The sequence below is a fragment of the Subtercola sp. RTI3 genome, from assembly GCF_035018625.1.
In the GTDB taxonomy this organism is placed as follows: Bacteria; Actinomycetota; Actinomycetes; order Actinomycetales; family Microbacteriaceae; genus Subtercola; species Subtercola vilae.
This window is the reverse complement of sequence record NZ_JASJXO010000060.1, coordinates 1-24,454: the sequence shown is the minus strand read 5'-3', so window position 1 is coordinate 24,454 and position 24,454 is coordinate 1. Positions and strand designations below refer to the sequence as shown.

At 66.4% G+C, this 24,454-nt stretch carries 25 protein-coding genes and 1 tRNA gene; 21 read left to right on the top strand and 5 right to left on the bottom strand.

The window, feature by feature from the left end:
• Nucleotides 1-50: 50 nt before the first annotated feature.
• Nucleotides 51-650, bottom strand: a complete 600-nt coding sequence (locus QN358_RS16585) for a TetR/AcrR family transcriptional regulator (RefSeq protein WP_323513004.1) — start codon at nt 648-650, stop codon at nt 51-53.
• 269 nt (nt 651-919) lie between these two features.
• Between QN358_RS16585 and ileS the strand changes: the two genes are divergently transcribed.
• The 4 genes from ileS to ndk all read left to right on the top strand — a co-directional run bounded on the left by ileS (nt 920) and on the right by ndk (nt 7,043).
• Complete coding sequence (gene ileS, locus QN358_RS16580; RefSeq protein ID WP_323513003.1) at nt 920-4,432, top strand: isoleucine--tRNA ligase; 3,513 nt, start codon at nt 920-922, stop codon at nt 4,430-4,432.
• Nucleotides 4,425-6,098, top strand: coding sequence for a bifunctional folylpolyglutamate synthase/dihydrofolate synthase (locus tag QN358_RS16575; RefSeq protein WP_323513002.1), 1,674 nt, complete (start codon nt 4,425-4,427; stop codon nt 6,096-6,098). Before ileS ends, QN358_RS16575 begins: the two co-directional genes overlap by 8 nt.
• Entirely contained in the window at nt 6,095-6,538 is a 444-nt protein-coding gene (locus QN358_RS16570) for a DUF4233 domain-containing protein (protein WP_136642743.1), read from the top strand. The genes QN358_RS16575 and QN358_RS16570 overlap by 4 nt, the downstream gene beginning before the upstream one ends.
• An 88-nt stretch (nt 6,539-6,626) precedes the next feature.
• Nucleotides 6,627-7,043 (top strand): nucleoside-diphosphate kinase, encoded by a 417-nt coding sequence (gene ndk, locus QN358_RS16565; RefSeq protein WP_136642744.1) that lies wholly within the window; start codon nt 6,627-6,629, stop codon nt 7,041-7,043.
• A 33-nt stretch (nt 7,044-7,076) separates the two neighbouring features.
• Here ndk and QN358_RS16560 read toward each other — a convergent pair whose 3' ends face one another.
• Complete coding sequence (locus tag QN358_RS16560) at nt 7,077-7,685, bottom strand: vitamin K epoxide reductase family protein (protein WP_323513006.1); 609 nt, start codon at nt 7,683-7,685, stop codon at nt 7,077-7,079.
• A gap of 278 nt (nt 7,686-7,963) precedes the next feature.
• On the opposite strand from QN358_RS16560, the gene QN358_RS16555 reads away from it, so the two are divergent.
• Nucleotides 7,964-11,185, top strand: a complete 3,222-nt coding sequence (locus QN358_RS16555) for an Rne/Rng family ribonuclease (protein ID WP_323513001.1) — start codon at nt 7,964-7,966, stop codon at nt 11,183-11,185.
• Between the two features lie 107 nt (nt 11,186-11,292).
• On the opposite strand, the gene QN358_RS16550 is transcribed toward QN358_RS16555, so the two are convergent.
• Nucleotides 11,293-11,565 carry a DUF4031 domain-containing protein gene (locus QN358_RS16550; protein ID WP_323513000.1) on the bottom strand — a complete coding sequence of 91 codons (273 nt, stop codon included), beginning with the start codon at nt 11,563-11,565 and terminating at the stop codon, nt 11,293-11,295.
• A 205-nt stretch (nt 11,566-11,770) separates the two neighbouring features.
• Between QN358_RS16550 and rplU the strand changes: the two genes are divergently transcribed.
• The 10 genes from rplU to QN358_RS16500 all read left to right on the top strand — a co-directional run bounded on the left by rplU (nt 11,771) and on the right by QN358_RS16500 (nt 19,161).
• Nucleotides 11,771-12,079, top strand: coding sequence for a 50S ribosomal protein L21 (rplU, locus tag QN358_RS16545; protein ID WP_136642746.1), 309 nt, complete (start codon nt 11,771-11,773; stop codon nt 12,077-12,079).
• Between the two features lie 15 nt (nt 12,080-12,094).
• Entirely contained in the window at nt 12,095-12,373 is a 279-nt protein-coding gene (gene rpmA / locus QN358_RS16540; RefSeq protein WP_136642747.1) for a 50S ribosomal protein L27, read from the top strand.
• 118 nt (nt 12,374-12,491) lie between these two features.
• On the top strand, nt 12,492-14,141 hold the full coding sequence (gene obgE / locus QN358_RS16535) for a GTPase ObgE (RefSeq protein ID WP_323512999.1): 1,650 nt from the start codon (nt 12,492-12,494) through the stop codon (nt 14,139-14,141).
• A complete protein-coding gene (proB, locus tag QN358_RS16530; RefSeq protein WP_416352019.1) occupies nt 14,138-14,932 on the top strand; it encodes a glutamate 5-kinase in 795 nt (264 codons plus the stop codon). Before obgE ends, proB begins: the two co-directional genes overlap by 4 nt.
• Nucleotides 14,933-14,988: 56 nt before the next feature.
• Nucleotides 14,989-16,257 carry a glutamate-5-semialdehyde dehydrogenase gene (locus QN358_RS16525; protein WP_136642749.1) on the top strand — a complete coding sequence of 423 codons (1,269 nt, stop codon included), beginning with the start codon at nt 14,989-14,991 and terminating at the stop codon, nt 16,255-16,257.
• Between the two features lie 64 nt (nt 16,258-16,321).
• Complete coding sequence (locus tag QN358_RS16520) at nt 16,322-16,546, top strand: hypothetical protein (protein ID WP_136642750.1); 225 nt, start codon at nt 16,322-16,324, stop codon at nt 16,544-16,546.
• Nucleotides 16,547-16,603: 57 nt separating this feature from the next.
• The gene (gene nadD, locus QN358_RS16515; protein WP_136642751.1) at nt 16,604-17,224 is read left to right on the top strand and encodes a nicotinate-nucleotide adenylyltransferase; all 621 of its coding nucleotides are present in this window, start codon (nt 16,604-16,606) and stop codon (nt 17,222-17,224) included.
• The gene (locus tag QN358_RS16510; RefSeq protein WP_136642752.1) at nt 17,221-18,573 is read left to right on the top strand and encodes a hypothetical protein; all 1,353 of its coding nucleotides are present in this window, start codon (nt 17,221-17,223) and stop codon (nt 18,571-18,573) included. The genes nadD and QN358_RS16510 overlap by 4 nt, the downstream gene beginning before the upstream one ends.
• A 23-nt stretch (nt 18,574-18,596) precedes the next feature.
• Nucleotides 18,597-18,971, top strand: a complete 375-nt coding sequence (rsfS, locus tag QN358_RS16505) for a ribosome silencing factor (protein WP_136642753.1) — start codon at nt 18,597-18,599, stop codon at nt 18,969-18,971.
• A 114-nt stretch (nt 18,972-19,085) separates the two neighbouring features.
• Nucleotides 19,086-19,161, top strand: a tRNA-Ala gene (locus QN358_RS16500).
• Between the two features lie 65 nt (nt 19,162-19,226).
• Here QN358_RS16500 and QN358_RS16495 read toward each other — a convergent pair.
• Nucleotides 19,227-19,580: a hypothetical protein gene (locus tag QN358_RS16495; RefSeq protein ID WP_323512998.1), complete on the bottom strand. Its 354-nt coding sequence runs from the start codon at nt 19,578-19,580 to the stop codon at nt 19,227-19,229.
• 183 nt (nt 19,581-19,763) lie between these two features.
• Here QN358_RS16495 and QN358_RS16490 point away from each other — a divergent pair, with 183 nt between their 5' ends.
• Complete coding sequence (locus tag QN358_RS16490; RefSeq protein WP_136642754.1) at nt 19,764-20,252, top strand: DUF805 domain-containing protein; 489 nt, start codon at nt 19,764-19,766, stop codon at nt 20,250-20,252.
• Between the two features lie 87 nt (nt 20,253-20,339).
• Here the strand turns inward: QN358_RS16490 and QN358_RS16485 are convergent, their stop codons facing one another.
• Nucleotides 20,340-20,864, bottom strand: a complete 525-nt coding sequence (locus QN358_RS16485) for a DUF4190 domain-containing protein (protein ID WP_136642755.1) — start codon at nt 20,862-20,864, stop codon at nt 20,340-20,342.
• Between the two features lie 173 nt (nt 20,865-21,037).
• On the opposite strand from QN358_RS16485, the gene QN358_RS16480 reads away from it, so the two are divergent.
• The 5 genes from QN358_RS16480 to QN358_RS16460 form a co-directional block, all read left to right on the top strand.
• Nucleotides 21,038-21,160, top strand: a complete 123-nt coding sequence (locus QN358_RS16480) for a hypothetical protein (RefSeq protein ID WP_323512997.1) — start codon at nt 21,038-21,040, stop codon at nt 21,158-21,160.
• Between the two features lie 113 nt (nt 21,161-21,273).
• Complete coding sequence (locus QN358_RS16475; RefSeq protein ID WP_323512996.1) at nt 21,274-22,164, top strand: alpha/beta hydrolase; 891 nt, start codon at nt 21,274-21,276, stop codon at nt 22,162-22,164.
• A complete protein-coding gene (locus QN358_RS16470) occupies nt 22,161-22,829 on the top strand; it encodes an alpha/beta hydrolase (RefSeq protein WP_323512995.1) in 669 nt (222 codons plus the stop codon). Before QN358_RS16475 ends, QN358_RS16470 begins: the two co-directional genes overlap by 4 nt.
• 29 nt (nt 22,830-22,858) lie before the next feature.
• Nucleotides 22,859-23,599 carry a hypothetical protein gene (locus QN358_RS16465; protein WP_323512994.1) on the top strand — a complete coding sequence of 247 codons (741 nt, stop codon included), beginning with the start codon at nt 22,859-22,861 and terminating at the stop codon, nt 23,597-23,599.
• A gap of 79 nt (nt 23,600-23,678) precedes the next feature.
• A partial coding sequence (locus QN358_RS16460) for a hypothetical protein (protein ID WP_323512993.1) occupies nt 23,679-24,454 on the top strand: 776 nt, incomplete at its 3' end.

Genomic DNA, 24,454 nt, shown 5'->3' with positions numbered 1-24,454 from the left:
CCCCCCCCCCCCCCCCCCCCCCCCCCCCCCCCCCCCCCCCCCATTTTTTTTTAATAGATGTGTATAAGAGACAGGGTGAGGGCGCGGGCGACGAAGGGGGCGAGGGAGCCGCGGTCGGGGCCGGCGGCGGCCCATTCTTGGGCGGCGGCGACGAGGGCGCTGGTGAACGAGTACGCGATGGTGCGGGGGAGAAGGGCGGCGGGGTCGAGCCCGAGGCGAACTCCGGCGAAGGTCGCGAGGATGCCCGCCCAGCGCGTGAAGCGGGCGAGTGCTGACGCCTGCACTTCGCCGACGGCACCGATGAGGGGGTGTTGGGTGAGGATCCAGGGCACTCGTGACGGACCGAACTCCGCGGCAACCGTGGTGAGGGCTCCGCAGAGGGCATCGGTGACGGGCTCGGCGGCGGGGCGGGCATCCAGAGCCGATGTCAGGGCGGCGAAGGTGGAGTCGACGTCGACCCAGAACACGTCGCTCTTGCCTTCGAAGTAGTTGAAGAAGGTGGTGCGGCCGACGCCCGCGCGCTGCGTGATCTGGTCGATGGTGGTCTTGGCGTAGGTGTTCTCGAGAAAGAGCTCGAACGCGGCGTCTTCGAGCAGCTCGCGCGACGACGACCGCGGGCGGCCCCTCGACGGCTTCGGATTCTGGTGCACGAGCAAAGTCTACGAGCGACGAGGGGCGTGTAAGATTGCTGCCAAAAGACTATGAGCCGGTCATCACCGGGGAGTCGCCGGAAGAACGGTCGAGCCGCAAGGGTCAGCCCAGTAGAACCGGCCGGGTCTGGCCCGTCACAGCCAAAGAACAAGCGATTCGCCGGGCCGAGAGGTACGGGGGGTAAGCGGGCTGGTACCGCGCCGCGCACGAGAGTGTGGTGGCGTGCTCGTGGAACAGGCAGCAGCAGAAACAGCCTTCCAGGAGAATCATGACCTACCCCAAGCAGTCACCCGCATCGGCCTTCGGCCGCGCCGCCACGAACGGCCCCGCCGCCGCAGCCGCCCCACAGCCCGTCACCCCGAGCCCCAGCTTCCCCGCCATCGAAGAGCAGGTGCTCGCCTTCTGGAAGGCCGACGGCACCTTCGAGGCATCCCTTGCCCAGCGTGAGGCGCAGAATGCCCCCGAATGGGTCTTCTACGATGGCCCGCCCTTCGCGAACGGCTTACCGCACTACGGCCACCTGCTCACGGGTTACGCCAAAGACCTGTTTCCCCGTTTTCAGACCATGCGCGGCAAGCTCGTGCACCGCCGGTTCGGCTGGGACACCCACGGCCTGCCGGCCGAACTCGAAGCCATGCGCCAGCTCGGCATCACCGAGAAGAGCGAGATCGAGGCGATGGGCATCGCCGAGTTCAACGCTGCCGCGCGACAGTCGGTGCTGCAGTACACCGGCGAGTGGCAAGACTATGTCACCCGCCAGGCCCGCTGGGTCGACTTCGAGAACGACTACAAGACGCTCGACACCACCTTCATGGAGAGCGTGATCTGGGCATTCAAGCAGCTGCACGACAAGGGACTGGCGTACGAGGGCTTCAGGGTGCTGCCCTACTGCTGGCACGACGAGACCCCGCTCAGCAACCACGAGCTGCGCATGGACGACGACGTCTACAAGATGCGCCAAGACCAGACCGTCACGGTCACCTTTCCCCTCGTGGGCACAAAAGCCGAGGCGCTCGGCCTCACCGCCGTGCGCGCCCTCGCCTGGACCACCACCCCGTGGACCCTGCCCACCAACCTCGCCCTCGCCGTGGGCCCTGGCATCTCGTACGCCGTCGTGCCCTCTGGCCCGAACGGCACGCCCGACGCCGAGGTTCAGCGCGAGACGGCGACTCCGGATGCCCTGACCGACGTGCTCGGTGCCGAGTACCTTCTGGCCGAAGACCTGGTGGGCAACTACGCCAAGGAGCTGGGCTACGACTCGGCTGACGCTGCCCGGGCATCCATCAGCCGCACGATCACCGGCCGCGAGCTCGCGGGCGTGAAGTACGACCGGCTGTGGGACTACTACGCCGACGTCGAGGCCTACGGCACCGAGAACGCGTGGCAGGTTCTGGTGGCCGACTACGTGTCGACCACCGAGGGCACCGGTATCGTGCACCAGGCGCCGGCCTACGGCGAGGAAGACCAGAAGATCTGTGAGGCCGCCGGTATTCCGGTGATCATCTCGGTCGACGAGGGCGCCCGGTTCTTGCCGAACATCACCGAGGTGGCTGGGCTGCAGGTGTTCGAGGCGAACAAGCCGCTCACGCAGCTGCTGAAGGCGAACGGCCGCCTGCTTCGCCAGGCGAGCTACGAGCACTCGTACCCGCACTGCTGGCGTTGCCGCAACCCGCTGATCTACAAGGCGGTCTCGAGCTGGTTCGTGCGCGTCACCGAGATTCGCGACCGCATGGAGGAACTCAACGAGCAGATCGAGTGGGTGCCCGAGAACGTGAAGTACGGCCAGTTCGGCAAGTGGGTCGGCAACGCTCGCGACTGGTCGATCTCCCGCAACCGCTACTTCGGCTCGCCCATCCCGGTGTGGAAGAGCGACAACCCCGAGTACCCGCGCATCGACGTGTACGGCTCGCTCGACGACCTCAAGAACGACTTCGGCACCCTGCCGCTGAACGCCGAGGGCGAGCCCGACCTGCACCGCCCCTTCATCGACGAGCTCACCCGCCCGAACCCCGACGACCCCACCGGGCAGTCGACGATGCGCCGCATCGATGACGTCTTCGACGTGTGGTTCGACTCGGGCTCGATGCCCTTCGCCCAGGTGCACTACCCGTTCGAGAACCGTGACTGGTTCGACAGCCACAGCCCCGCCGACTTCATCGTCGAGTACATCGGCCAGACCCGCGGCTGGTTCTACACACTGCATATTCTCTCCACCGCCCTGTTCGATCGCCCTGCGTTCAAGAATGTTGTCAGCCACGGCATCGTGCTCGGCAACGACGGCCAGAAGATGTCGAAAAGTCTGCGCAACTACCCCGATGTGAGCGAGGTGTTCGATCGCGACGGCTCGGATGCCATGCGGTGGTTCCTCATGAGCTCACCCGTGCTCCGCGGCGGCAACCTCGCGGTCACAGAGGAGGGCATCCGCGAGTCGGTGCGCGCGTTCCTCCTGCCGCTCTGGAACACCTATTACTTCTTCACCCTCTACGCCAACGCCGCCGGCCCCGACGGCTACGAAGCCACCTGGCGCACCGACTCGACCGACGTGCTCGACCGCTACCTGCTGGCCAAGACGCGCGAGCTCATCCGCGACGTCACCAGTGACTTCGAGGCCCTCGATTCGACCACCGCCGCCGCGAAACTCCGCGACTTCGCCGACGTGCTCACGAACTGGTACGTACGCCGCTCACGCGACCGCTTCTGGTCGGGTGACGGCACCAGCACCGAGAGCCGCGAGGCATTCGACACCCTGTACACCGTGCTCGAGACCCTCACCCGGGTGGCGGCCCCGCTGCTGCCGTTGATCGGCGAGAACATCTGGCAGGGCCTCACCGGCGGCCGCAGCGTGCACCTCGAAGACTGGCCGAACGAGAACGGCTTCCCGGCCGACCCTGGCCTCGTGCACACCATGGACCAGGTGCGTGCCATCAGCTCCACGGCCCTGTCGCTGCGCAAGCAGAACGGTCTGCGCGTTCGGTTGCCGCTCGCCCAGCTCACCATCGTCACCGAGAACACCGAGGCCCTCGCGCGCTTCGAGTACATTCTGCGCGAAGAGCTGAACGTGAAAGCCGTCACGCTCGTCGAGCAGAGCCCCACGAGCGCCGCCGACTTCGGCATCACCTCGAAGCTCACGGTGAACGCCCGCGCCGCTGGCCCCCGCCTCGGCAAACAGGTTCAGCTGGTCATCAAGGCCGCCCGCTCGGGCGACTGGAGCGAAGAGAACGGCGTCGTCACAGCCGGCGGCATCGCCCTCGAACCGACCGAGTACGAGCTGGTGCTCGAGACGGGTGCGGCGGGCCCCGGGCATCCTGAGCCAGCTGATTCGTCGGCTCCGGATGCCCAGGCCCCTGCCCTCGCACTCGCCCTGCTGCCCGGCGGAGGTTTCGCCCTGCTCGACACCACCACGACACCCGCTCTCGAGGCAGAGGGCCTGGCGCGCGACGTGATTCGCGCCGTACAGGAGACCCGCAAGTCGGCCGGCTTCGACGTGAGCGACCGCATCACGCTCGACCTCGTGTTCTTCGCCGACGCCGATGCCGCCGCGGTGAAGAGTGCCGGGGTCGTCGCCATCGACGCAGAGACCCTCGCCACCCGATTCACCGTGGTTTCACCCCGCGACTTCAGAAACCTCGAGCAGTATCGTGGAGTCTTGGTTTCGGAGTGGATCGGCCGGCTCGTGTCGACCGCCCCCGAGCACTACGCCCTGATCGATGCGGGCCGTTACGCCAACACCGATGCGTTCATCGTGGCCGTGAGCCGCGCAGGAGGAGTTACCAATGTCTGATCCCACCAACACCGACGGTGACGACGCTGCCCTCGACGGCGGCCGCCCGCCCCGCAACCCCGACGACGAGCTCTTTCAGCTCTACGACGAGTCGCCGGTGAACGAGGGCTACGGCGACGACCCGGGCGACGGTGTGCACCGCGACCGCAGCACGAAAGACCGCAGCGAGCAGGGCGACGGTGAGGGCGACGGCGACGAGTACTCCGACGACGAGCTCTTCGCCGACGACCGCACCGAGTTCGAGATGGCCGACGCCTACGACGAACAGCTCGTGACGGGTGCTGGCGACGGCGAGAACGCTGACCAAGACGACCTGCCCGACGAGTTCGTCGAGGCCGGAGACGAGGTGTACGCCGAGCTGCTCACGCGCCTCGGCGAAGCGGCTCCGCAGCCCCGGCTCTCGGCCACGCGCAAGGTGGTCGAGCTGCTCGGCGACCCGCACCACGCGTACCCGATCATCCACATCACCGGCACGAACGGCAAGACCAGTACGAGCCGCATCACCGAGGGCATCCTGCGCGCCTACGGGCTGCGTACCGGCCTGTTCACGAGCCCGCACCTCGAGCGCCTGAACGAGCGCATCGTCATCGACGGCAAGCCCATCAGCAACGAGGCGCTCGCCGCGAACTGGGCCGACATCAGTCCTTTCATCGGGCTGGTGGATGCTGAACTCACCGGTGCCGGCGAACCCCGCCTCACGTTCTTCGAGGCCCTCACTGTTCTGGCGTACGCGTCGTTCGCCGACGCGCCGATCGACGTGGGCGTCATCGAGGTGGGCATGGGCGGCGAGTGGGATTCGACCAACGTAGCCGACGGCCAGGTCGCGGTGTTCACCCCCATCTCGCTCGACCACACCGCGCGCCTCGGCAACACCGTCGCCGAGATCGCCCGCACCAAGTCGGGCATCGTGAAGCCGGCGGCACAGGTGGTCACGGCCCGTCAGGAGCCAGAGGCCTTCGCCGAACTGAAACGGGCCGCCGAGCTCAGCGAGTCGAACCTCGTCGCCGAGGGCGAGAACTTCAGTGTTCTCTCGACCAGCGTGGCCGTGGGCGGCCAGATGGTGTCGATCAAGGGCATCGCCGGCACGTACCGCGACATCTTCCTGCCGCTGTACGGCAGCCACCAGGCCCAGAACGCGGCGGTGGCGGTTGCCGCTGTCGAGTCGTTCCTCGGCGGAGGAGCGACCGCGCTCGTCGACGACGTGCTGGTCGAGGCGTTCGCCACGGCCACGTCGCCCGGCCGCCTGCAGCTGGTCGGCACCGAGCCGACGGTGCTGGTGGATGCTGCACACAACCCGGGCGGAGCGATCGCGCTCGCGGCGGCGGTGAAGGAGTACTTCTCGTTCGAGAAGGTCGTCGCCGTCGTCAGCGTGCTCGACGACAAAGATGCCGAGGGAATCATTCGAGCGCTCGAACCCGTCGTGAACGAGTTCATCGTCACCCAGTCGGGCTCCGACAGGGCGATCGACGCCGACGAGCTGGCGTCGATCGTTGTGGGCATCGTCGGCGCCGAGCGGGTGGTGGTCGAACTCGACCCCCGCGTGGCGGCCGAGCTGGCGAGGGAGTCGGCGGGGGCATCCGATCGCGGAGCGGTGCTCGTGACCGGGTCGATCACGCTCGTGGGCGAGATCATCACGCTGGCCCGTGACGAGGGGTGGAAGCCGTGACCGAGCCGCTGCCTGCCGGCGAGCCGCACGACGGTGGCGAGCCTCATGCGCCAGCCGCGCCGCGCCGCGGTGGCCGCCAGCAGCGCCAGCGCCGCCAGCGCACCGTTCGCGAGAGCCTCGCGTCGATCGTGCTCGGGTTCGAGTCGGTCATCATGTTCTTGGCCACGCTCGCCATCTTCGGCCTGAAGGCGCTGCCCTGGCCGGTCGCGCTCGGCGGGGGAGCAGCGCTCTGCGTGCTGCTGCTGGCGACCATCCCGTTGCTGAACCGGCCGCTCGGCATCGCTCTCGGCTGGGCCCTGCAGATCATCATTCTCGCGTCGGCCCTGCTGGTGCCGCTGATGCTGATCGTTGCCCTGCTGTTCGGCGGAATGTGGGTGTTCTGCATGATTCGCGGCAGCAGAATCGACCGTGACAACGCCGAACTCGCACGCAACGCCTGATTCGCCGGCACGTGCACGTGCACCTGCACCCGCACCACCAACAACCTCAATCGCAACCTCAAACCCCAGAAAGCAGAAGACTGTGACCGTGAACGTCGAAGAAACCCTCGTACTCGTCAAGCCCGACGGCGTGGCCCGCAACCTCATCGGCGAGATTCTTCGTCGCATCGAGACCAAGGGCTACCAGCTTGTCGACATCAAACTGTTCGAGCCCGAGCGCAGCCTGCTCGCTGCCCACTACGAAGAGCACGAGGGCAAGCCGTTCTACGAGCCGCTGATCGAGTTCATGGAGTCGGGCCCCGTTCTCGCCGTGCGTGTCGCCGGCAACCGCGTCATCGAAGGCTTTCGCTCACTGGCCGGCACGACCGACCCGAGCACGGCTGCTCCCGGCACCATCCGCGGTGACCTCGGCCGCGACTGGGGTCTGAAGGTTCAGCAGAACCTCGTTCACGGTAGCGACTCGCCCGAGTCGGCAGCCCGCGAACTCGCTCTCTGGTTCAGCTGAGCCTGCGGGTCACACACTCACGGTTCGGGATGCTCAACTGTTCGTGAGCGACGCGATCGCGTCGAGGCGCAACTGCGCCAGCACCGCGATCACGAGGTACGACAGAATCACGAGCATCCAGATGAACGGATAGAAGAGGGCCACGACGTTTCGTACCGCAACCGGTACGGGAATGTGGCCCTCTTTGAGGTTGTAGGCGGTGACATACCAGAACAGCGGAATCACCGTGACCCACACGACCATGCAGTACGGGCAGAGCGTGCCGAGCACGAAGATGCTCACGCTGATCAGCCAGATCACGAAGACCAGGGCGAGCGCGATGCCCACGTTGAACAGCACCCAGAACCACTTTGCGAAGCGCGCGCCGGCGAGGATGCCCACCCCCACCACAATCACGGCGACGAAGCATGCCACCCCGATGATGGGGTTCGGAAACCCGAAGAGCGAGCCCTGGGCGCTGGCCATGTTCGGCCCACAGCTGACCAGCACCGAGATGTTGCACGAGGGTACGTAGCTCGGGTTGATGAGGATCTCGATCTTCTCGAGCGTGAGCGTGAACGAGGCCACCCAGCCCACGACCCCGGCAACAATGAGAAAGATCGCCAACCCGATGGGGCGGCGTTGGAGCGCTGTTTCTGGCATCACTGTGGCATTCTCGCACACCGGTTTGCCCCCTCATCTGGGAATGCGTGCGATAATTGAGCCATGCCAGACGGGCCGCGCCCGAATGACAGCAAAAAAGCTTTTCGAGCCTGCCTGAACCGGGCGCTCGAGTAAAAGAAACACACGAATGATCGACCAGAGCTCAAGCCGGTCGGTTGCGTGAAGGATTTGCGAGTCTCACGAAGGTGAGAATTCGCACGAGAGAGTACCCGGGTAGGCGGCGCGGTCGCCTCACCAGGGCTAGGAGTGCACCAGTAATGGTGGAAGACAATACCCACAGTGAGCAAGATCCCCCGGTCAAACGACGGTCACGGCTGTTCGGTGGGCGGAAGGCTGCACGCAAGGCGGCAGAGAGCTCAGCTCTCGCCCTGCCTGTGACGGGCGAGGCCCGTACGCCAGCCCTGCCCGATCCGACGTCTCCCGGCACCGTCGACCGCCCGGCCACGCGAGCGGCTGCAGACTCCTCTGCGGCCCCGAACGGCCAGGCGACGACCTCAACAGATGTGAAGGTTTCCGTGAACGATTCAACAGGTTCAGACACTACGACGGGCGAGAACATCGAGGCGGGTTCGGGTGAGCCGTGGCTCGAGCCCGAGCTGAGCCAGGCTCCGGCCGCTCCGCAGACGCCGGCGCCGCGCACGACCACGTCGCTGCTCTTCCAGGCCCCCGACATCCAGCCGCTGCCGCCGCGCGCCGGCTCAGGCCGCCGCGACCGCGAGTTCGACGACGATTTCGACGACTACGACCGCCGCGACGGTGCTGCCGCTGGTGGCCGAGAGGGCCGCGACGCGAACCGCGACCGTGACCGCGACAGTCGTGACAACCGGGATCGTGACAGCCGCGACCGCGACAGCCGTGACAACCGCGACCGCGACAGCCGTGATCGTGATCGTGACAACCGCGACCGTGACTCGGCTCGCGACAACCGCTCCGGCGGCCGCGGTGACAACCGTTCAGACACCCGCAGCGACAACCGCGCCGACAACGGCGACTTCGACGACGACCGTGCCGCCCGCGACAGCGATGCCGACACCACCGTCAGGCGCCGCACCCGCCGCCGCAGCGGTGACGAGAGCCGGCTGCCGGATGATCTGCCGCCGAACACCGTCGTCAAGGTTCGCCCGCCCCGCCAGGTGCAGGCCCCCGAGCTCATCACCGAGCCGCAGCGCATCAAGGGTTCGACCCGCCTCGAGGCCAAGAAGCAGCGCCGCCGTGACGGTCGCGATGCAGGCCGCCGCCGCCCCGTCATCACCGAGGCGGAGTTTCTCGCCCGGCGCGAGTCGGTCGACCGCAGCATGATCGTGCGCTCGAGCCATGACCGTATTCAGATCGGCGTGCTCGAAGACGGCGTTCTGGTCGAGCACTACGTGGCCAAGGCTGCCGAAGCCTCGCTCATCGGCAACGTCTACCTCGGTCGCGTGCAGAACGTTCTGCCCAGCATGGAAGCCGCCTTCGTCGACATCGGCCGCGGCCGGAACGCCGTGCTCTACTCCGGCGAGGTCGACTGGGATGCCGCCGACACGGGCAACCAGCCCCGCCGCATCGAACTCGCACTGAAGCCGGGCGACACCGTGCTCGTGCAGGTCACCAAAGACCCTGTCGGTCATAAGGGCGCCAGGCTCACGAGCCAGCTCTCGCTGCCGGGCCGGTACCTCGTGTACGTGCCGAACGGCAACATGAACGGCATCAGCCGCAAGCTCCCCGACACCGAGCGCGCTCGCCTGAAGAAGATCCTCAAAGAGGTTCTGCCCGAGAACGTGGGCGTCATCGTGCGCACCGCCGCCGAGGGTGCGAGCGAAGAGCAGCTCACGCTCGACGTGAACCGTCTGATCAGCCAGTGGGCGGCCATCAGCACCCAGGTGAAGACGCTGCAGGCTCCCGCGCAGCTGCACGGCGAGCCTGACCTGCTCATCAAGATCATTCGTGACGTCTTCAACGAAGACTTCCACAAGCTGGTCATCAGCGGTTCAGACGCCCGCAGCACCATCGAGACCTACCTGGCCCAGGTTGCTCCCGACCTGGTCGACCGCATCGAGGTCTACGAGGGCCAGAACGACATCTTCGACCAGTACCGCATCAGCGAGCAGATCGAGAAGGCGCTCGACCGCAAGGTCTGGCTGCCCTCTGGCGGATCGCTGGTCATCGACCGCACCGAGGCCATGACCGTGGTCGACGTGAACACCGGCAAGTTCGTCGGCTCGGGCGGCAACCTCGAAGAGACCGTCACCAAGAACAACCTCGAGGCGGCCGACGAAGTAGTGCGCCAGATGCGCCTCCGCGACATCGGGGGCATCATCGTGGTCGACTTCATCGACATGGTGCTCGAGTCGAACCGCGACCTCGTGCTGCGCCGACTCGTCGAGTGCCTCAGCCGAGACCGCACGAAGCACCAGGTGGCAGAGGTCACCTCTCTCGGTCTGGTTCAGATGACCCGCAAGAAGCTGGGCCTCGGCCTGCTCGAGTCGTTCAGCGAGCCCTGCGAGGTGTGCGCCGGTCGCGGTGTGATCGTTCAGCACGACCCCTCCTCGAAGCACCGCGGCCAGCAGCAGACGCCGCAGCCCGAACGTCGTGCCCGCTCGAAGGGCGGCAACGGTGGTAATGGCGGTGGCAACAGCGGCAACGGTTCGAACGGTAACGGTAACGGCAACGGCAATGGCAACAGCAACGGCAACAGCAACGGATCCAACGGCAACGGCTCCTCGTCGTCGAACGGCTCCTCGCACGCCCCCGGAGTGACGCACAGCATCACCCCCGCCGCCCAATCGGCTCTCGCGAAGATCGCGGCCAGCACCATCGCCGCAGCCAACGGCGTGAAGCCCGAGCACGCACATGGCGCCGCTTCGACCCCGGCCACCGAGGCCGCCCTCAGCGAACTCGTCGCGACGCTCGAAGAGAGCGTCAGCACGGGCTCGAATGCCGACCATGCTGCTCCGGATGCCGCACCGGCCTTGTCGGCCGACGCATCCGCTGCCCGTGCCGATGTGGCTCAGGGTACTGGCGAGCCATCGTCAACCGCAGAGCCGACCGAGCCCGCCCCGGAGCAGGCTTCGGTCGAGCCGTCGCAGCGTTCGCGCCGCAACTCGCGCCGGTCACGCAGCCAGCGTGCAGCAGCAGGAGCCGACACTCAGCCCGCTGAGGGCATTGTCGCCACCGAATCGGCAGCAGTGTTCGCCGAGTCGGCACCGGCTTCCTCCGGTGCGGCGACAGCGCCCGTGACCTCGGCGCCCGCCGAGTCGACGCCGGTCACATCGACGGCCCCGGCATCCGGTGGGCACACCGAACTCCCGCTGTTCGACATCCCCGCGGCGGCAGCGCCCCAGCGCCGCAAGCGCGAGGATGCGGCCAAGATGCTCGACTCGGTGCTCGAAGCTCTTCCTGAGCCGAAGCAGCCCGGGCAGGGCCGTTCGCGCAGCCGCAGGGTCTCCACGGCGGCGCTCAGCGCCCCGGTGACGCCCACCATCGACAAGAAGACCGACTAGCACCTGTCTCCGGTCTGCCGGCCGCGCGCTTCAGCGTGCCGGCAGGTCAGGGGCGCGTCATCACACGCAGGCAGTCGCGCACCTGAGGCGGCCACTGTGCGGCCGTCTCACTTCGTGGGTCGGTCACGCCCTGCGACACGCAGGCCGCTGGTGCGCAGCGCGAGTACGATCTCGCGCATGGTCGCGGGCCGGGCGCCCGCTGCCACCAGTTCGTCGTACCGGGCCTCCGGTACGTCATAATGGTCTAGATCGAACCCGCGGCGGGGAATACCCTGACCGGCCGCGAACCGGTGCAGCTCGTCGAGCGACGTGTCACTCACCAGGTGTGACCACAGAGTGTTGTGGGCAGGCCAGCGTGGCACATCGATGAGCACGGTCATCCCGTCAGTCTACGAACGTCACGCGGCAGCCAGCCACGGCAGCACGACCAGCCACGCCGGTGCGTTTGACCGGGGTAGCCGCATCGGCTAAAGTAGACCGTTGGTGCGCGCACGGCTTTGCCCGCGCAACCGATACAAGTTTTTTGCCCCTGAATCGCAGGGGCTACTGTGGCTAATTGGCCTTTTTAGAGAATAGGTACGTGAAGTGGTTTACGCAGTTGTGCGCGCCGGTGGTCGGCAAGAAAAGGTAGAGGTCGGCACTATCGTCACCCTCGACCGAATCAAGGCCGACAAAGACGGCAACATCCAGCTGGCAGCGGTGTTGCTGGTCGACGGTGAGAAAATCACGTCTGACTCGGCGAAGCTTGCCAAGATCACGGTCACGGCTGAGGTTCTCGAAGACCTCCGCGGCCCGAAGATCGTCATCCAGAAGTTCAAGAACAAGACCGGATACAAGAAGCGCCAAGGCCACCGCCAGGAGCTCACTCGTGTCAAGGTCACCACGATCAAGTAAGGGCAGGTAGAACAAATGGCACACAAAAAAGGCGCGAGTTCTACTCGCAACGGTCGTGACTCCAACGCTCAGCGTCTCGGCGTGAAGCGCTTCGGCGGCCAGGTCGTCTCAGCCGGCGAGATCATCGTTCGCCAGCGTGGCACCCACTTCCACCCCGGCGTGAACGTCGGCCGTGGCGGCGACGACACTCTGTTCGCTCTCGAAGCGGGCTCCGTGCAGTTCGGCCAGAAGGGTGGCCGCAAGGTCATCAACATTGTGGTTCCGGTTGCCGAGGCTGTCGCGGTTTCCGCCTAGTCAGGTATCTCTTGTTTTGGCAGGGGCGGGCTTCGGCTCGTCCCTGTTTTTTTAGTTCGGCCTGTTTTTTTAGTTCGGCCTGTTTTTTTAGTTCGACAAGTCTTTAGAAGGAGAGCAAATGGCAACGTTTGTTGACCAGGTGACCCTCCATCTGCGTGCCGGCGACGGCGGCAACGGGTGTGTCTCGATCAAGCGCGAGAAGTTCAAGCCGCTGGCCGGCCCCGACGGTGGCAACGGCGGCAACGGCGGCGACATCGTTCTCGAGAGCTCGCCGCAGACCACGACCATCCTCGACTTCCACCGTCGGCCGCACCGTTCGAGTGAGAACGGTGGCCCCGGCATGGGCGACCACAAGAGCGGCTTCACGAGCGGTGAGCTCGTGCTGAACGTTCCCGTGGGCACCGTGGTCAAAGACGCCGACGGCACCGTGCTCGTCGATATGGACGAACCGGGAATGCGCATCGTCGTCGCCCCGGGTGGCCAGGGCGGCCTCGGCAACGCGGCGCTCGCCTCCAGCAAGCGCAAAGCCCCCGGTTTCGCTCTGCTCGGCACGCCGGGCTGGGAAGGCGACGTCTTTCTCGAACTGAAGACCGTTGCCGACATCGCGCTCGTGGGCTACCCCTCCGCCGGCAAGTCGAGCCTGGTTGCAGCCATGTCTGCGGCCAAGCCGAAGATCGCCGACTACCCCTTCACCACCCTGCACCCGAACCTCGGCGTCGTTCAGGCCGGCGAGACCCGCTACACGGTCGCCGACGTTCCCGGCCTCATCGAGGGTGCCAGCGAGGGCAAGGGCCTCGGGCTCGAGTTCCTCCGCCACGTCGAACGCTGCAGCGCCCTGCTGCACGTGCTCGACTGCGCCACGCTCGACCCCGGCCGCGACCCCATCAGCGACCTCGACATCATCTTGGTCGAGCTTGCGGCCTACCCGGTTCCGGATGGCCAGCTGCCCCTGCTCGAACGCCCGCAGCTCATCGCGCTGAACAAAATAGACGTACCCGAAGCGCGTGAACTCGCCGACTTCGTGCGCGCCGACCTCGAGGCGCGCGGATACCGTGTCTTCGAGATCTCCACCGCCAGCCACGAGGGCCTACCGGCACTGTCGTTCGCGCTGGCCGAGATCGTTGAGAAGGCCCGTGCAGAAGCCGCTGACGACGCGGCCAAGCCCCGCATCGTCATCCGCCCGCAGGCCGTCGACACAACCGATTTCGTGGTCAAGGTCGAGGGTGGTTCGTTCGGCAACATCTACCGTGTGCTCGGCCAGAAGCCGCAGCGCTGGGTGGCCCAGACCGACTTCACCAACGAAGAGGCCATCGGCTTCCTCGCCGACCGCCTGGCGAAGCTGGGCGTCGAAGACGAACTGTTCCGCGCCGGCGCCGTGGGCGGTTCGACCGTGGTCATCGGTCCGGGCAACGGCATCATCTTCGACTGGGAGCCCACGCTCACCTCGACCGCCGAACTGGTGACCGCACCCCGCGGCACCGACCCGCGTATCGACCAGAACAACCGCCGAACCAACCAGACCCGTCGTGAACGTTACGTCGAGATGATGAACGCCAAGTCTGAGGCCCGCGCCGAACTCGTGCGCGAGAAAGAGGCCGGTCTCTGGGGCGACGAGGAGGCCGACGGCCTCACCGTGCCCGACTACGACAGCGAGGGCCGCACCGGCGACACGGGCGACAGTTCTGCTGACAGCAGTGCTGCTGCTGACGTGACTGCGGCTGCCGTTTCCGCGGATGCCGCGGGCGAGAGCTCGCGGGAAGACGCGTGAACCGAGGCCCGATCGCCTCGCGCGAGCAGATCCCCAGCGCACGCCGCGTGGTCGTGAAGGTCGGCTCGTCGTCGATCAGCGGGGAGAACGCCGGCCAGATCGGGCCGTTGGTCAGAGCCTTGGCTGAGGCTCACGGGCGAGGCGCGGAGGTCATCCTCGTGTCGTCCGGTGCCATCGCCACAGGTATGCCCTACCTGCAGCTCGACTCGCGACCGACCGACCTCGCCACCCAGCAGGCCGCGGCCGCGGTGGGCCAGAACGTGCTCATCTACCGCTACCAAGACAGCCTCGACCGCTTCGGCATCGTGGCGGGCCAGGTTCTGCTGACGGCCGGCGACCTCGAGAACCCGAGCCACCGCATGAACGCCCAGCGCGCCATGGAACGCCTGCTCGGCCTTCGCATCCTGCCCATCGTGAACGAGAACGACACCGTCGCCACGCACGAGATCCGGTTCGGCGACAACGATCGCCTCGCCGCGCTTGTATCGGTGCTGGTGAAGGCCGACCTGCTCGTGCTCCTCTCCGACGTCGACGCGCTGTATACGCGGCCGCCACAGGAGCCCGGCGCCGTGAAGATCGTCGATGTGACGGTCGGCGACCTGCTGGCCGATGTCACGTTCGGTGATGTGGGCGCGGCCGGTGTGGGCACCGGGGGAGCTGCGACGAAGGTCTCGGCCGCCCGCTTGGCTGCGGATGCCGGTACCGCCGTTCTGGTGACCTCGGCCACTCTCGTGAGTGAGGCGCTCGCCGGGCATCCGATCGGCACCTTCTTCGAGCCGGCCACCGCCTGACCGCTCACTGCGGTCGTACCGGGCGCTGTGTCGTACCGGGGCCGTAGAATTTGAGCATGCCGCACACGACGCTCGACGCCCCCACGCTCACCGAGAAGCTCGTCGCCGCCCGCTCGGCCTCGATCACGCTCGCCACGGCCAACGCCGACCTCAAAAATAGTGCTCTCGATGCCATCGCCCGCGCCGTCGCAGGGGGAGCCGACGTCATTCTGCCGGCTAACGAGCTCGACCTCGCCAATGGCCGCGAGAACGGCCTCTCGCAAGCGTTGCAAGACCGCCTGTCGTTGACCGAGGCGCGGCTGAGCGCCCTCGCGGCGGCCGTGACCGAGATCACCGCGCTGGTCGACCCCGTGGGCGAGACCGTGCGTGGGCGGGTTCTGCCGAACGGAATCCGCATCGACCAGGTTCGGGTGCCCTTCGGCGTGGTCGGGGTCATCTACGAAGCGCGGCCGAACGTCACGGTCGACATCGCGGCCCTCGCCCTGAAGAGCGGCAACGCCGTGGTGCTGCGGGGCGGTTCGGCGGCCCAGAACACGAACGCGGTGCTGGTCTCCCTGATTCAGGATGCCCTGGCCTCGGTGGGGCTACCCCCCGAGTGTGTGCAGACCATCGATGAATTCGGGCGCGACGGTGCGCGCGAACTCATGCAGGCCCGCGGGTTCGTCGACGTGCTCATTCCGCGGGGCAGCGCGTCGCTGATCAACACGGTCGTGGCCGAATCGAAGGTGCCGGTGATCGAGACCGGCGCCGGCGTGGTGCACGTTTTTCTCGACGAGTCGGCGAACCTCGACTGGTCGGTCGACATCGTGCAGAACGCGAAAGTGCAGCGGCCGAGCGTGTGCAACGCCCTCGAAACGCTGCTGGTGCATCGGGGGGCGGCCGCGCGGGTTCTGCCCGCGGTGCTCGGGCGGCTTCGGGAGTCGGGCGTGGTCATCCATGCCGACGATGAGACCAGAGCCCTGTTCGCCGACGCCGTGCCCGCCACCGAAGACGACTGGCAGACCGAGTACATGAGTCTCGACCTCGCCGTGCGCGTGGTCGCCGACATCGACGAGGCGATGCAGCACATCCGCACGTATTCGACTCACCACACCGAGTCGATCATCACGAACGACCTCACAAACGCTGAACGTTTTCTCAACGAGGTCGACTCGGCCGCGGTCATGGTCAATGCGTCGACGCGGTTCACCGACGGCGGCGAGTTCGGCTTCGGCGCTGAAGTGGGCATCTCGACACAGAAGCTGCACGCGAGAGGCCCCATGGGGCTGCCCGAGCTCACCAGTACCAAGTGGCTGGTGCGCGGCAGTGGCCAGGTCAGGCCGTAGCGATGCCGGGCCGTAGAGATACACTGGTATCGCGCCACGCTCTAACCTCAATCCGGGAGAATCAATGTCAGTTGTGACAAGTGCCATCGTTTTGTCAGAAGACGTTGTCAACCAGCTGCCCATTCCCGGGTTCTTCTTCGGTTTGATCGCGTTCGTCATTTTTCTGGCGCTCGGCCTCGTCATGTGGAGCTACCGTGACGTGGCGAACCGCCACCCCAAGAAGTCGGCCGAGTTCGCCCAGTCGCACAACCTGCACGGTCACGGCGACCGCACCGGGGCCGACCACTAGAGAGCCCATCAGGCCCCCAGGCTCTGAGCCTGTGAGCTCTGTGGCACTCCACCGACCATGACGGCCATCACTTCGGCGCTGCCCGGCGCACCACGGCGCCCACGCATCGGCATCATGGGCGGTACGTTCGACCCGATTCATCATGGGCATCTCGTCGCCGCGAGCGAAGTCGCCCAGTTCTTCGACCTCGACACGGTGCTGTTCGTGCCCACGGGGCAGCCCTGGCAGAAGACCACGGCAACCGAGGCCGAGCACCGGTATCTCATGACGGTGATCGCCACAGCATCCAATCCCCGGTTCACCGTGAGCCGCGTCGACATCGACCGCGACGGCCCCACGTACACCATCGACACGTTGCGCGATCTGAAGGCAGCCAACCCCGATGCCGACCTCTTCTTCATTTCGGGAGCCGACGCCATCGCTCAGATTCTGGGTTGGAAAGACTCGACCGAACTCTGGTCTCTCGCCCATTTCGTCGCGGTCTCCCGGCCCGGCCACACCCTCGCCATTTCCGCTTTGCCGCGACAAGACGTAAGCTATTTGGAAGTTCCGGCGCTTGCGATATCGTCAACCGATTGTCGCGGGCGGGTTGGCCGGGGATTCCCAGTGTGGTACTTGGTACCCGACGGTGTAGTTCAATACATCACCAAGCATCACCTATATCGGAGTGTTGAATGACTGTGCCTCACGACGAGCAGCCGCTGACCAGGCGGCAGCTCCGTGACCTCGAGCGTCAAAAACCGCGCAAGCAGCAAAAAGAAGAGGCCAAAGCCCTCGACGAAGCTGAAGCGCAGCGCAAGGCTGACGAGGCCACCGCAGCAGCTCGCGACAAAGCGGAGTTCGACGCCCAGGCCGCAGCCGCCGTCTCGAACACGCCCGCGCCCGCTGTTGAGACCATTGAGCCTGAGCCTGTTGAAGTTGAGTCAGAATCGGTCACCGGCGAGCACATTCTGCCCGTCTCCGATGCTGACTCAGACGGCACCGATGTGAGCGGCACCGAGGCAAGCGTCGTCGATGCAGACGTCGTCGATGCCGAGGTTGTCGACGACACCGGTTCGCACTCCTTCGACGATGTGCTCACGGGTGTCGCCACCATTGCTCCCGCTCCGAACCTCAGCCGTCGGGCCCGCCGTGCACTCTCCGCCGATCACCCGTTCGCGGGCACCGATGCCGATACGAGCCGCGATGCAGACGAGCATCCGGTACCAGCTGGCGAAGCTGCCCCGGCCACCGGCCCCATCATCGCCGAGATCGTGCCTGAAGACCTCAGTGCCGGCTTCGGTGCCGACCTTGCGACCGACGCGAACACGATCATCCAGCACGACGACGATGCCGACCATGCCAGTGTCGAGCCCACCGAAGAGCCTGAAGCCGAGGCGCCCGCGCCGGTGATTGAAGAGCTCATGGTGGTCGACGAGGTGCAGCCCGCCGACATCTCGGCCGCCGAAGAAGACGAGCTCGCCGAGATCGACGACACGCCGGCTCCGGATGCCGTACACATCATCACCATCGACGACGGGTCGAGCGCGCCCATTCTCGCGCCGCTCTTCCAGGCTCCAGCCGAGCGCGAGGTCGTAGCCTCTGACCCCACCCTCGCCTCGTTCGACGACCTCATCGCCTCGCGCGGTGTCGGCTCGTCGAACATCGCCTCGACCAGCGCTCTCGTGCTGCCGTCGGTGCCCAACCACGGCGACGTGGGAACAGCGCTCGACGAGACCGGTGAAGTCATCATCACCGGCTCGATCGACCTGCCCATGAGCCTCGGCTCGACGGGCGCGGCTCCGGCCGACGGCCTCGAATCAGCCGAACTCGACGCTTTTCTCGACTCAGACGCCGAAATCGGTTCTGATGTCGCCCCCGTGAGTGCCACGCGTGCCATCAGCACCCACGGCACCAACTCCGGACTGGTCGCTCCGCCCAAACGCCGTGGAGCAACCGCTCCCGTCGTGTTGGCGGTCACGGCCGGTGTGCTCGCCATCGGGGTCGTCGGCCTCCTGCTAGCCGCATTCGTTTTCCGTATCTTCTAGACCCGTTTGGTAACCCACACTTCGTGACTGCAACTCCTCGCTCCATAGAAATCACCCAGATCGCTGCCGCGGCAGCCGACTCGAAACAGGCCGCCGACCTGGTCGCCCTCGACGTGACCGGCCCGCTGCCCCTCACCGACATCTTTCTCATGGCCTCCGGTCGAAACGAACCCAACGTTCGCGCCATCGCCGAAGAGATCATCGAGAAGGTCGAAGAGTTCGGTGCCCCTCTGCTTCGCCGTGAAGGCCTCTCTGAGGGCCGCTGGGTACTGCTCGACTTCGGCGACGTCATTGTGCACGTCTTCCACGATGAAGACCGCATGTTCTACTCGCTCGAGCGGCTGTGGAAAGACTGCCCGGTCGTGCCACTGAGCATCTCGGTCGACCAGGCGCACTAGATTCACTCGGTCTACTGGGTGCTCCTTCCCAACCTGAAGCCGTCTCGGTTTCGTGAGAGGGCCAGCATGTAGTAGCCTAAACAAGTTGTTTCGGGCCGAAAGGTTTGAGATTTCGGGGCTGTGGCGCAGTTGGTAGCGCACCTGCATGGCATGCAGGGGGTCAGGGGTTCGAATCCCCTCAGCTCCACCACACAGAACAGGCTCACCCGAAAGGGTGGGCCTGTTCTTTCGTTCAGGGGCACACTGAACCCGGTTTTATTGCACCCCGGGCGAGCAGATCGACGAATCGTCGGCCCTCGCTGAAACCCAGGCCGTATGGGCGGCGGCTTCAGCCGGGGCCGACGATTCCGTGCTGAGCTGCCGGTGTTCGCCCCCTCCGTCGGCCGCCCGCGTGCTTCGCGCCGACACGTGTTGTGCCGAGGTGTCGGTTTGGGGCGCGGGTGTGACGGTTAGGCGCAAAGCGCCCGCGATGGCTGGGAGGTCGGTGGTGGCGGACTGTTCCACGTGAAAGGTGACCTCGGGGTTCGCGACGAGGTTCGCATACCAGGAGCGCGGCCGGTTGGGCGTGCCCGTGATGTAGTAGATCCTTTCCACGACGACAGAGGGCACCTGTTTTTACCGAAAAGCGCTACTTTGTCACAACTCCCGTGCACGTCGGCGGGTTTTCGCTACCATGTGCTTAGCGGGGGCATGGGGCAGATGCAATTTATTGCGCTGGTTTCACTGGATTTGCCAGCGCCGCCGTCGTAACAACGTTTATTCGATCGATTCTGAACCTCTGAGGAGAACCTCGTGACTATTCCCCCCGCGCCACCGGCGCCGCAGTCGAACGCGTCGTACAAAGAGGGCCCCGTTCCTCTGTGGGCGCCCTACTACAACGCCCCCCTCGGCGAGGCCGTGCGCCGCTTCTTCAAGAAGTACGCGACGTTCACGGGTCGCGCGAGTCGAGCTGAGTACTGGTGGTGGGCTCTCGTGGCCGCGGTGATCGGCATCGTGGGCGAGATTCTTCTCGTTGCGACCGGCGCCGGCATGGTGAATTCTGACGGCACCGTGAACTCGATCAGCCCCGGTTACGTCATCGTGGCCATCGTTTTCTCGCTCTATGGGCTCGCTACGATCATCCCGACCCTCGCACTGATTGTGCGTCGCCTGCACGACGGAAACTACGCCGGCTGGTTCATCTTTCTCGGCCTGATTCCGTTCGTGGGCGGCATTATTCTGCTGGTGTTCGTGCTGCTGCCCCCGAAGCCAGAGGGCGCACGTTTCGACATCGCCGCGTAGCAGAGACAACTTCGCCGGTTGACGCGAAGAAGCCCGCCGGTCGTCAAGACGGTCGGCGGGCTTTCGGGTGCCGAATGTTCTTCGTCGTCAGTACTTCGAGGTGTAGCCGGATGTGTGCCCGGCGGTACTGAAGAGTATGACGATGAACACGATGTAGGCGATGACGCCCAGAATGGCGAGCCCAGTGAAGGCGTAGCCCATGATGGTGCCGGCCAGGGCGAGGCCGCGGCCCGACTCCCCAGACTTCTTGATCTGGCTGAGAGCGATGTGGCCGGTGACAATTCCGCCGATCGGTACGACGAAGCCCAGCACGAGGGCGATGATGGCGAGCACGTTGGTGCTCGCGGTGCCGGGCTGTGCGCTGGCGCTGGACCCCGCGCCATAGCCGTAGGGTGCTGCGGCGGGAGTAGAAGTACTTGCGTACGGGTTCGCCGGGTGCTGGGTGGGCGGTGCGGGAGGTGCCGAGGAGATGAGCGGAGGCGGGTACTGCCCGGGCTCGAAGGTGGGTTGGCTTTTCGGCGGGTACTGGCCGGGGGGCGGGTACTCCGCGGGCTGGGAGGGTTCTGCACCAGCGGGGTGCTGCACGGGAGGAATCGGGTTCGGGTCGCTCATCGGTCATCGCCTTCCGACTGCCGATCGGTTCTGTGCAGCCTGCACCGATTCTATCGAGCAGGTGTTTCGGTACCGGTGCACAATCCCTTTCGAAGGGGAGTACAGCCCGGTACCGTTCGATCATGCCCACAGATGAAGAGAAACCCGAACGATCGGATCGCGAAGAACAGCTCATGACGGCACCGAAAGCCGACGCATCCGATGCCGCGCCCCGCATCGATGTGACCGAGCGACCCGACGGGGTGACCCGCATCAACGTTCGCGACGACGCGAAATACCGGCCGGGCCGGGCCTAGTGCGGCTTCCGCGGCTTCTGAGGCTGAAGATCGATGGCTACGAACTGCGGGTACGCACCGAGTGGCCGCGGGCGGGAGGGCGGCACGCCCGCGTTGTAGCCGCAGGGCCGCCGATGGTGCTACTGCACGGGGTGGGGTCGTCTCATCGCTACCTGATTCCGCTGCAGTACGAGCTCGCCTCGGCATCAGTGGTGCACTCGTTCGACCTGCCCGGGTTCGGCGGCACGGCGAAGCCGACGCGACCCTTGTCGATTGCCGAGTACGGTCGGCTCATCGGTCGGGCCCTTGATCGGCTCGCCGAGCTCGAGTCGCGCGACGCGCCGCGTTCGATCGACGTGCCCGATGCGCGCCACAAGCGTGCCTCGCCGGTGGGCGAGGGGGTGACGCCGGTGGAGCCGTCTGGTGCAGCGTGCGCCGTGGTGGTGGCACACTCGATGGGAACCCAGTTCGCCGTCGAACTGGCGCGTCACAGGCCCGAGCTGGTTTCGGGCCTCGTACTGATGGGGCCGGTGAGCGACCCGCGGCGTGCATCCCTCGCCCGGTCGGGATTCGAACTGCTGCGCGACACACTGGCCGAGCCTGTGCAGGTGAAACGGGTGCAGGGTGGTGATTTCCTGCGCTGCGGTCTCGCGTGGTTCGTCGCCGAGTCGCGCGTGATGCTGGCCTACCCCCTTCTCGAGCGCATGGCGGGTCTCGGATGCCCGGTGCTGGTGTTGCGCGGGAAGCACGACCCCATTGCGCGGGCGGACTGGTGTGGCAGGGTGGCCGCGAGTGCGCGGGCCGACTCGGCTCGTTCTGCATCGGCCGTCGTCGAGGTCGAGGGGCAGCGGCACGTGGTGCACCTGACCGCGCCAGGGCGGGTTGCGGGGGCGATCCGTGCGTTTGTCGCTGATCTGCTGCCAGGGGAAACGCTGCCGGAGTCCGACGAGGCCGACGGGCGCGACGGGCGCGACTGGCGCGACGAGCACGATCAGCAGGACGAGCACGACGAGCGCGCAACGTGACGGGGGTTCTGCAGAAGGCGTGGTGGTGGGCGCTCGACTACGGGTACGCGGTGGGATGGCAGATGCGGGCGGTCGTCTCGAGGGTGGATGCCAGCACGTATGCGAGCGGGAGTTTGCGCCCGGTAGTGGTGATTCCGGGCATCTACGAGAACTGGCAGTTCATGAGGCCACTCGTGGAGGAGCTGCACGCGGCCGGGCATCCGGTGCACGTGGTCGCAATGCTCGAACGCAACGACCGGCCTCTCGCCGAGGCGGCGCTCGCCGTGTGCGTGTACCTCGAAGGCACGGGGCTCGAGCATGTGGTGATCGTGGCGCACAGTAAGGGCGGGCTCATCGGTAAGACGGTGATGCTCGACCCGGTGGCGGGGCGCCGAATCGACAGCATGATCGCGGTGAGCAGCCCGTTCTCGGGGTCGCGGTACGCGCGCTTTCTTCCGATGCGTGCGCTGCGGGCGTTCTCTGTGCGTGACGCCGGGCTGCTGCGGCTGTCGGCCGAGCGGGACGTGAATGCGCGCATCACCTCGGTGTATGCGTCGTTCGACCCGCATATTCCGGGCGGCAGTCAGCTGCCGGGTGCCACGAACATCAGGGTGGCGACGGGCGGGCACTTTCGGGTACTGGCAGACCCGGATGCCCGGCGCGCCGTGCTCGATGGCGCTCGCTGAGCAACACGACTGGGCACTACGGTATGGGCATGAGAGTAGGCACAGAATCGATGCCGGCCGGAGTCGCGCGGCGCCGGAGGCGGCTCACCGTGGTTGTGGGCATTCTGCTGACGATCACTGCGTCGACGCTGACCGCGTGCACGTCGGGCTCTGTCACGACGCCTCCCATCAGCACGGCGTCGCCGTCGGTCTCTGGCACCGCGACTCCCGTTTCTACTGCCGGGCCCATCGCTTCGGGCTCGCCGTCGGGGGTCGGCGGTGTCACTGAGGTGGTCTTGAACGCAGACGCCCTCGAGTTGCGGGCTGCGTCAGGAACGGTCATCTGGAGCTTCAGCTACGCACACGATGCCGCCGGCGCTCTGACGGCTCTGACAGGGCTGTTGGGGTCGGCCTCATCGAAGAGTATCCCGGCCGACAAGTGCAGCTTCGAGTCGACGATCTCTACGTGGCCCGATCTCGTGATGACGGTGTTCGGGCCGAGCGCGCCTGCACCGGGAACCTTCTCGGTGGTGTCAGACACCACCGCACCGACCATCGACATCACCACACCGAACGGGGCCCGGGTGGGTGGGTCGTTGGCCGCCTATCGCCCTGCTGTAGCCGGGCACGAGTCGATCTCGGCGCCGTTCAATGACACGTTCAGGGTGGTCGACACCGCCACCGCCGACGCGGCGGCCCCGTACGCCGCGAAACTCGGCTCGGTGGTGTTCACCGAGTTCGGCACCATCACGTTGCTCACTGCGCCGGCCTACGTCGACTTCGACTGCTGAGTCTCTGGCCTGTGAGCCTCTCGATTGGGCGTCCGGATGCTCTCGAACAGCTCACAGGCTCCGAAAATAGGCTGTGCGTGTGACGGTTGATCGAGGCTCGACGGGCGAACCCGACGGCGGCAGGGGTGGCCGCCGCGGGGGAGCTGTGTGGCTGCTCGGGGTGGTGTGCGTGGTGCTGCTGGCGGGGGTGGTGGTGTTCGCGGGGGTTCGCGGGGCATCCGGAGCCGCCGACAGAGCGGCCCAGACGCAGGCAGCGGTGGTTCAGAGCGCTGTGAGCGCGGCGCAGCTTGCGGGCGAGGCGGCGTCGATTCCGGCGAGCCCGGCGACGACAGCGATCGGCGAGGCGGTGCCAGCGCCGTGGGCGGCGCCCGCAGACCCGCGAGTGCGCGCGGCGATGGCGGGTTTCGGCCTCCTCACGACCGAGGGCACGGCGCTGCACATCCACGCGCATCTCACCGTGACGGTGAACGGAGTGAGAGAGACGGTGCCGGGGGAGGTGGGCATCGATCAAGTAAGTGGGCTGGTGTCACCCCTGCACACCCACGACACCACGGGAATTCTGCACATCGAGTCGCCGGTGCAGGCCGACTTCACGCTGGGCCAGTTCTTCACCGAGTGGAACGTGGCACTCGACGGCTCGCGTGTCGGCTCCTACGGGCCAACCGACGGCAGCGTTCTGACCGTGTTCGTCGACCGGGTGTCGACCACGGCAGACCCGGCGAGCATCGTCTTCACCAACAAAATGGACATCGACCTCGTCTACGGCCCTGCCTCCACCCCAGCCCGGGCCCCCCCCCCCCCCCCCCGGGGCCCCCCCCGCCGGCCCCCCCCCCGCCCCCCCCCCCCCCCCCCCCC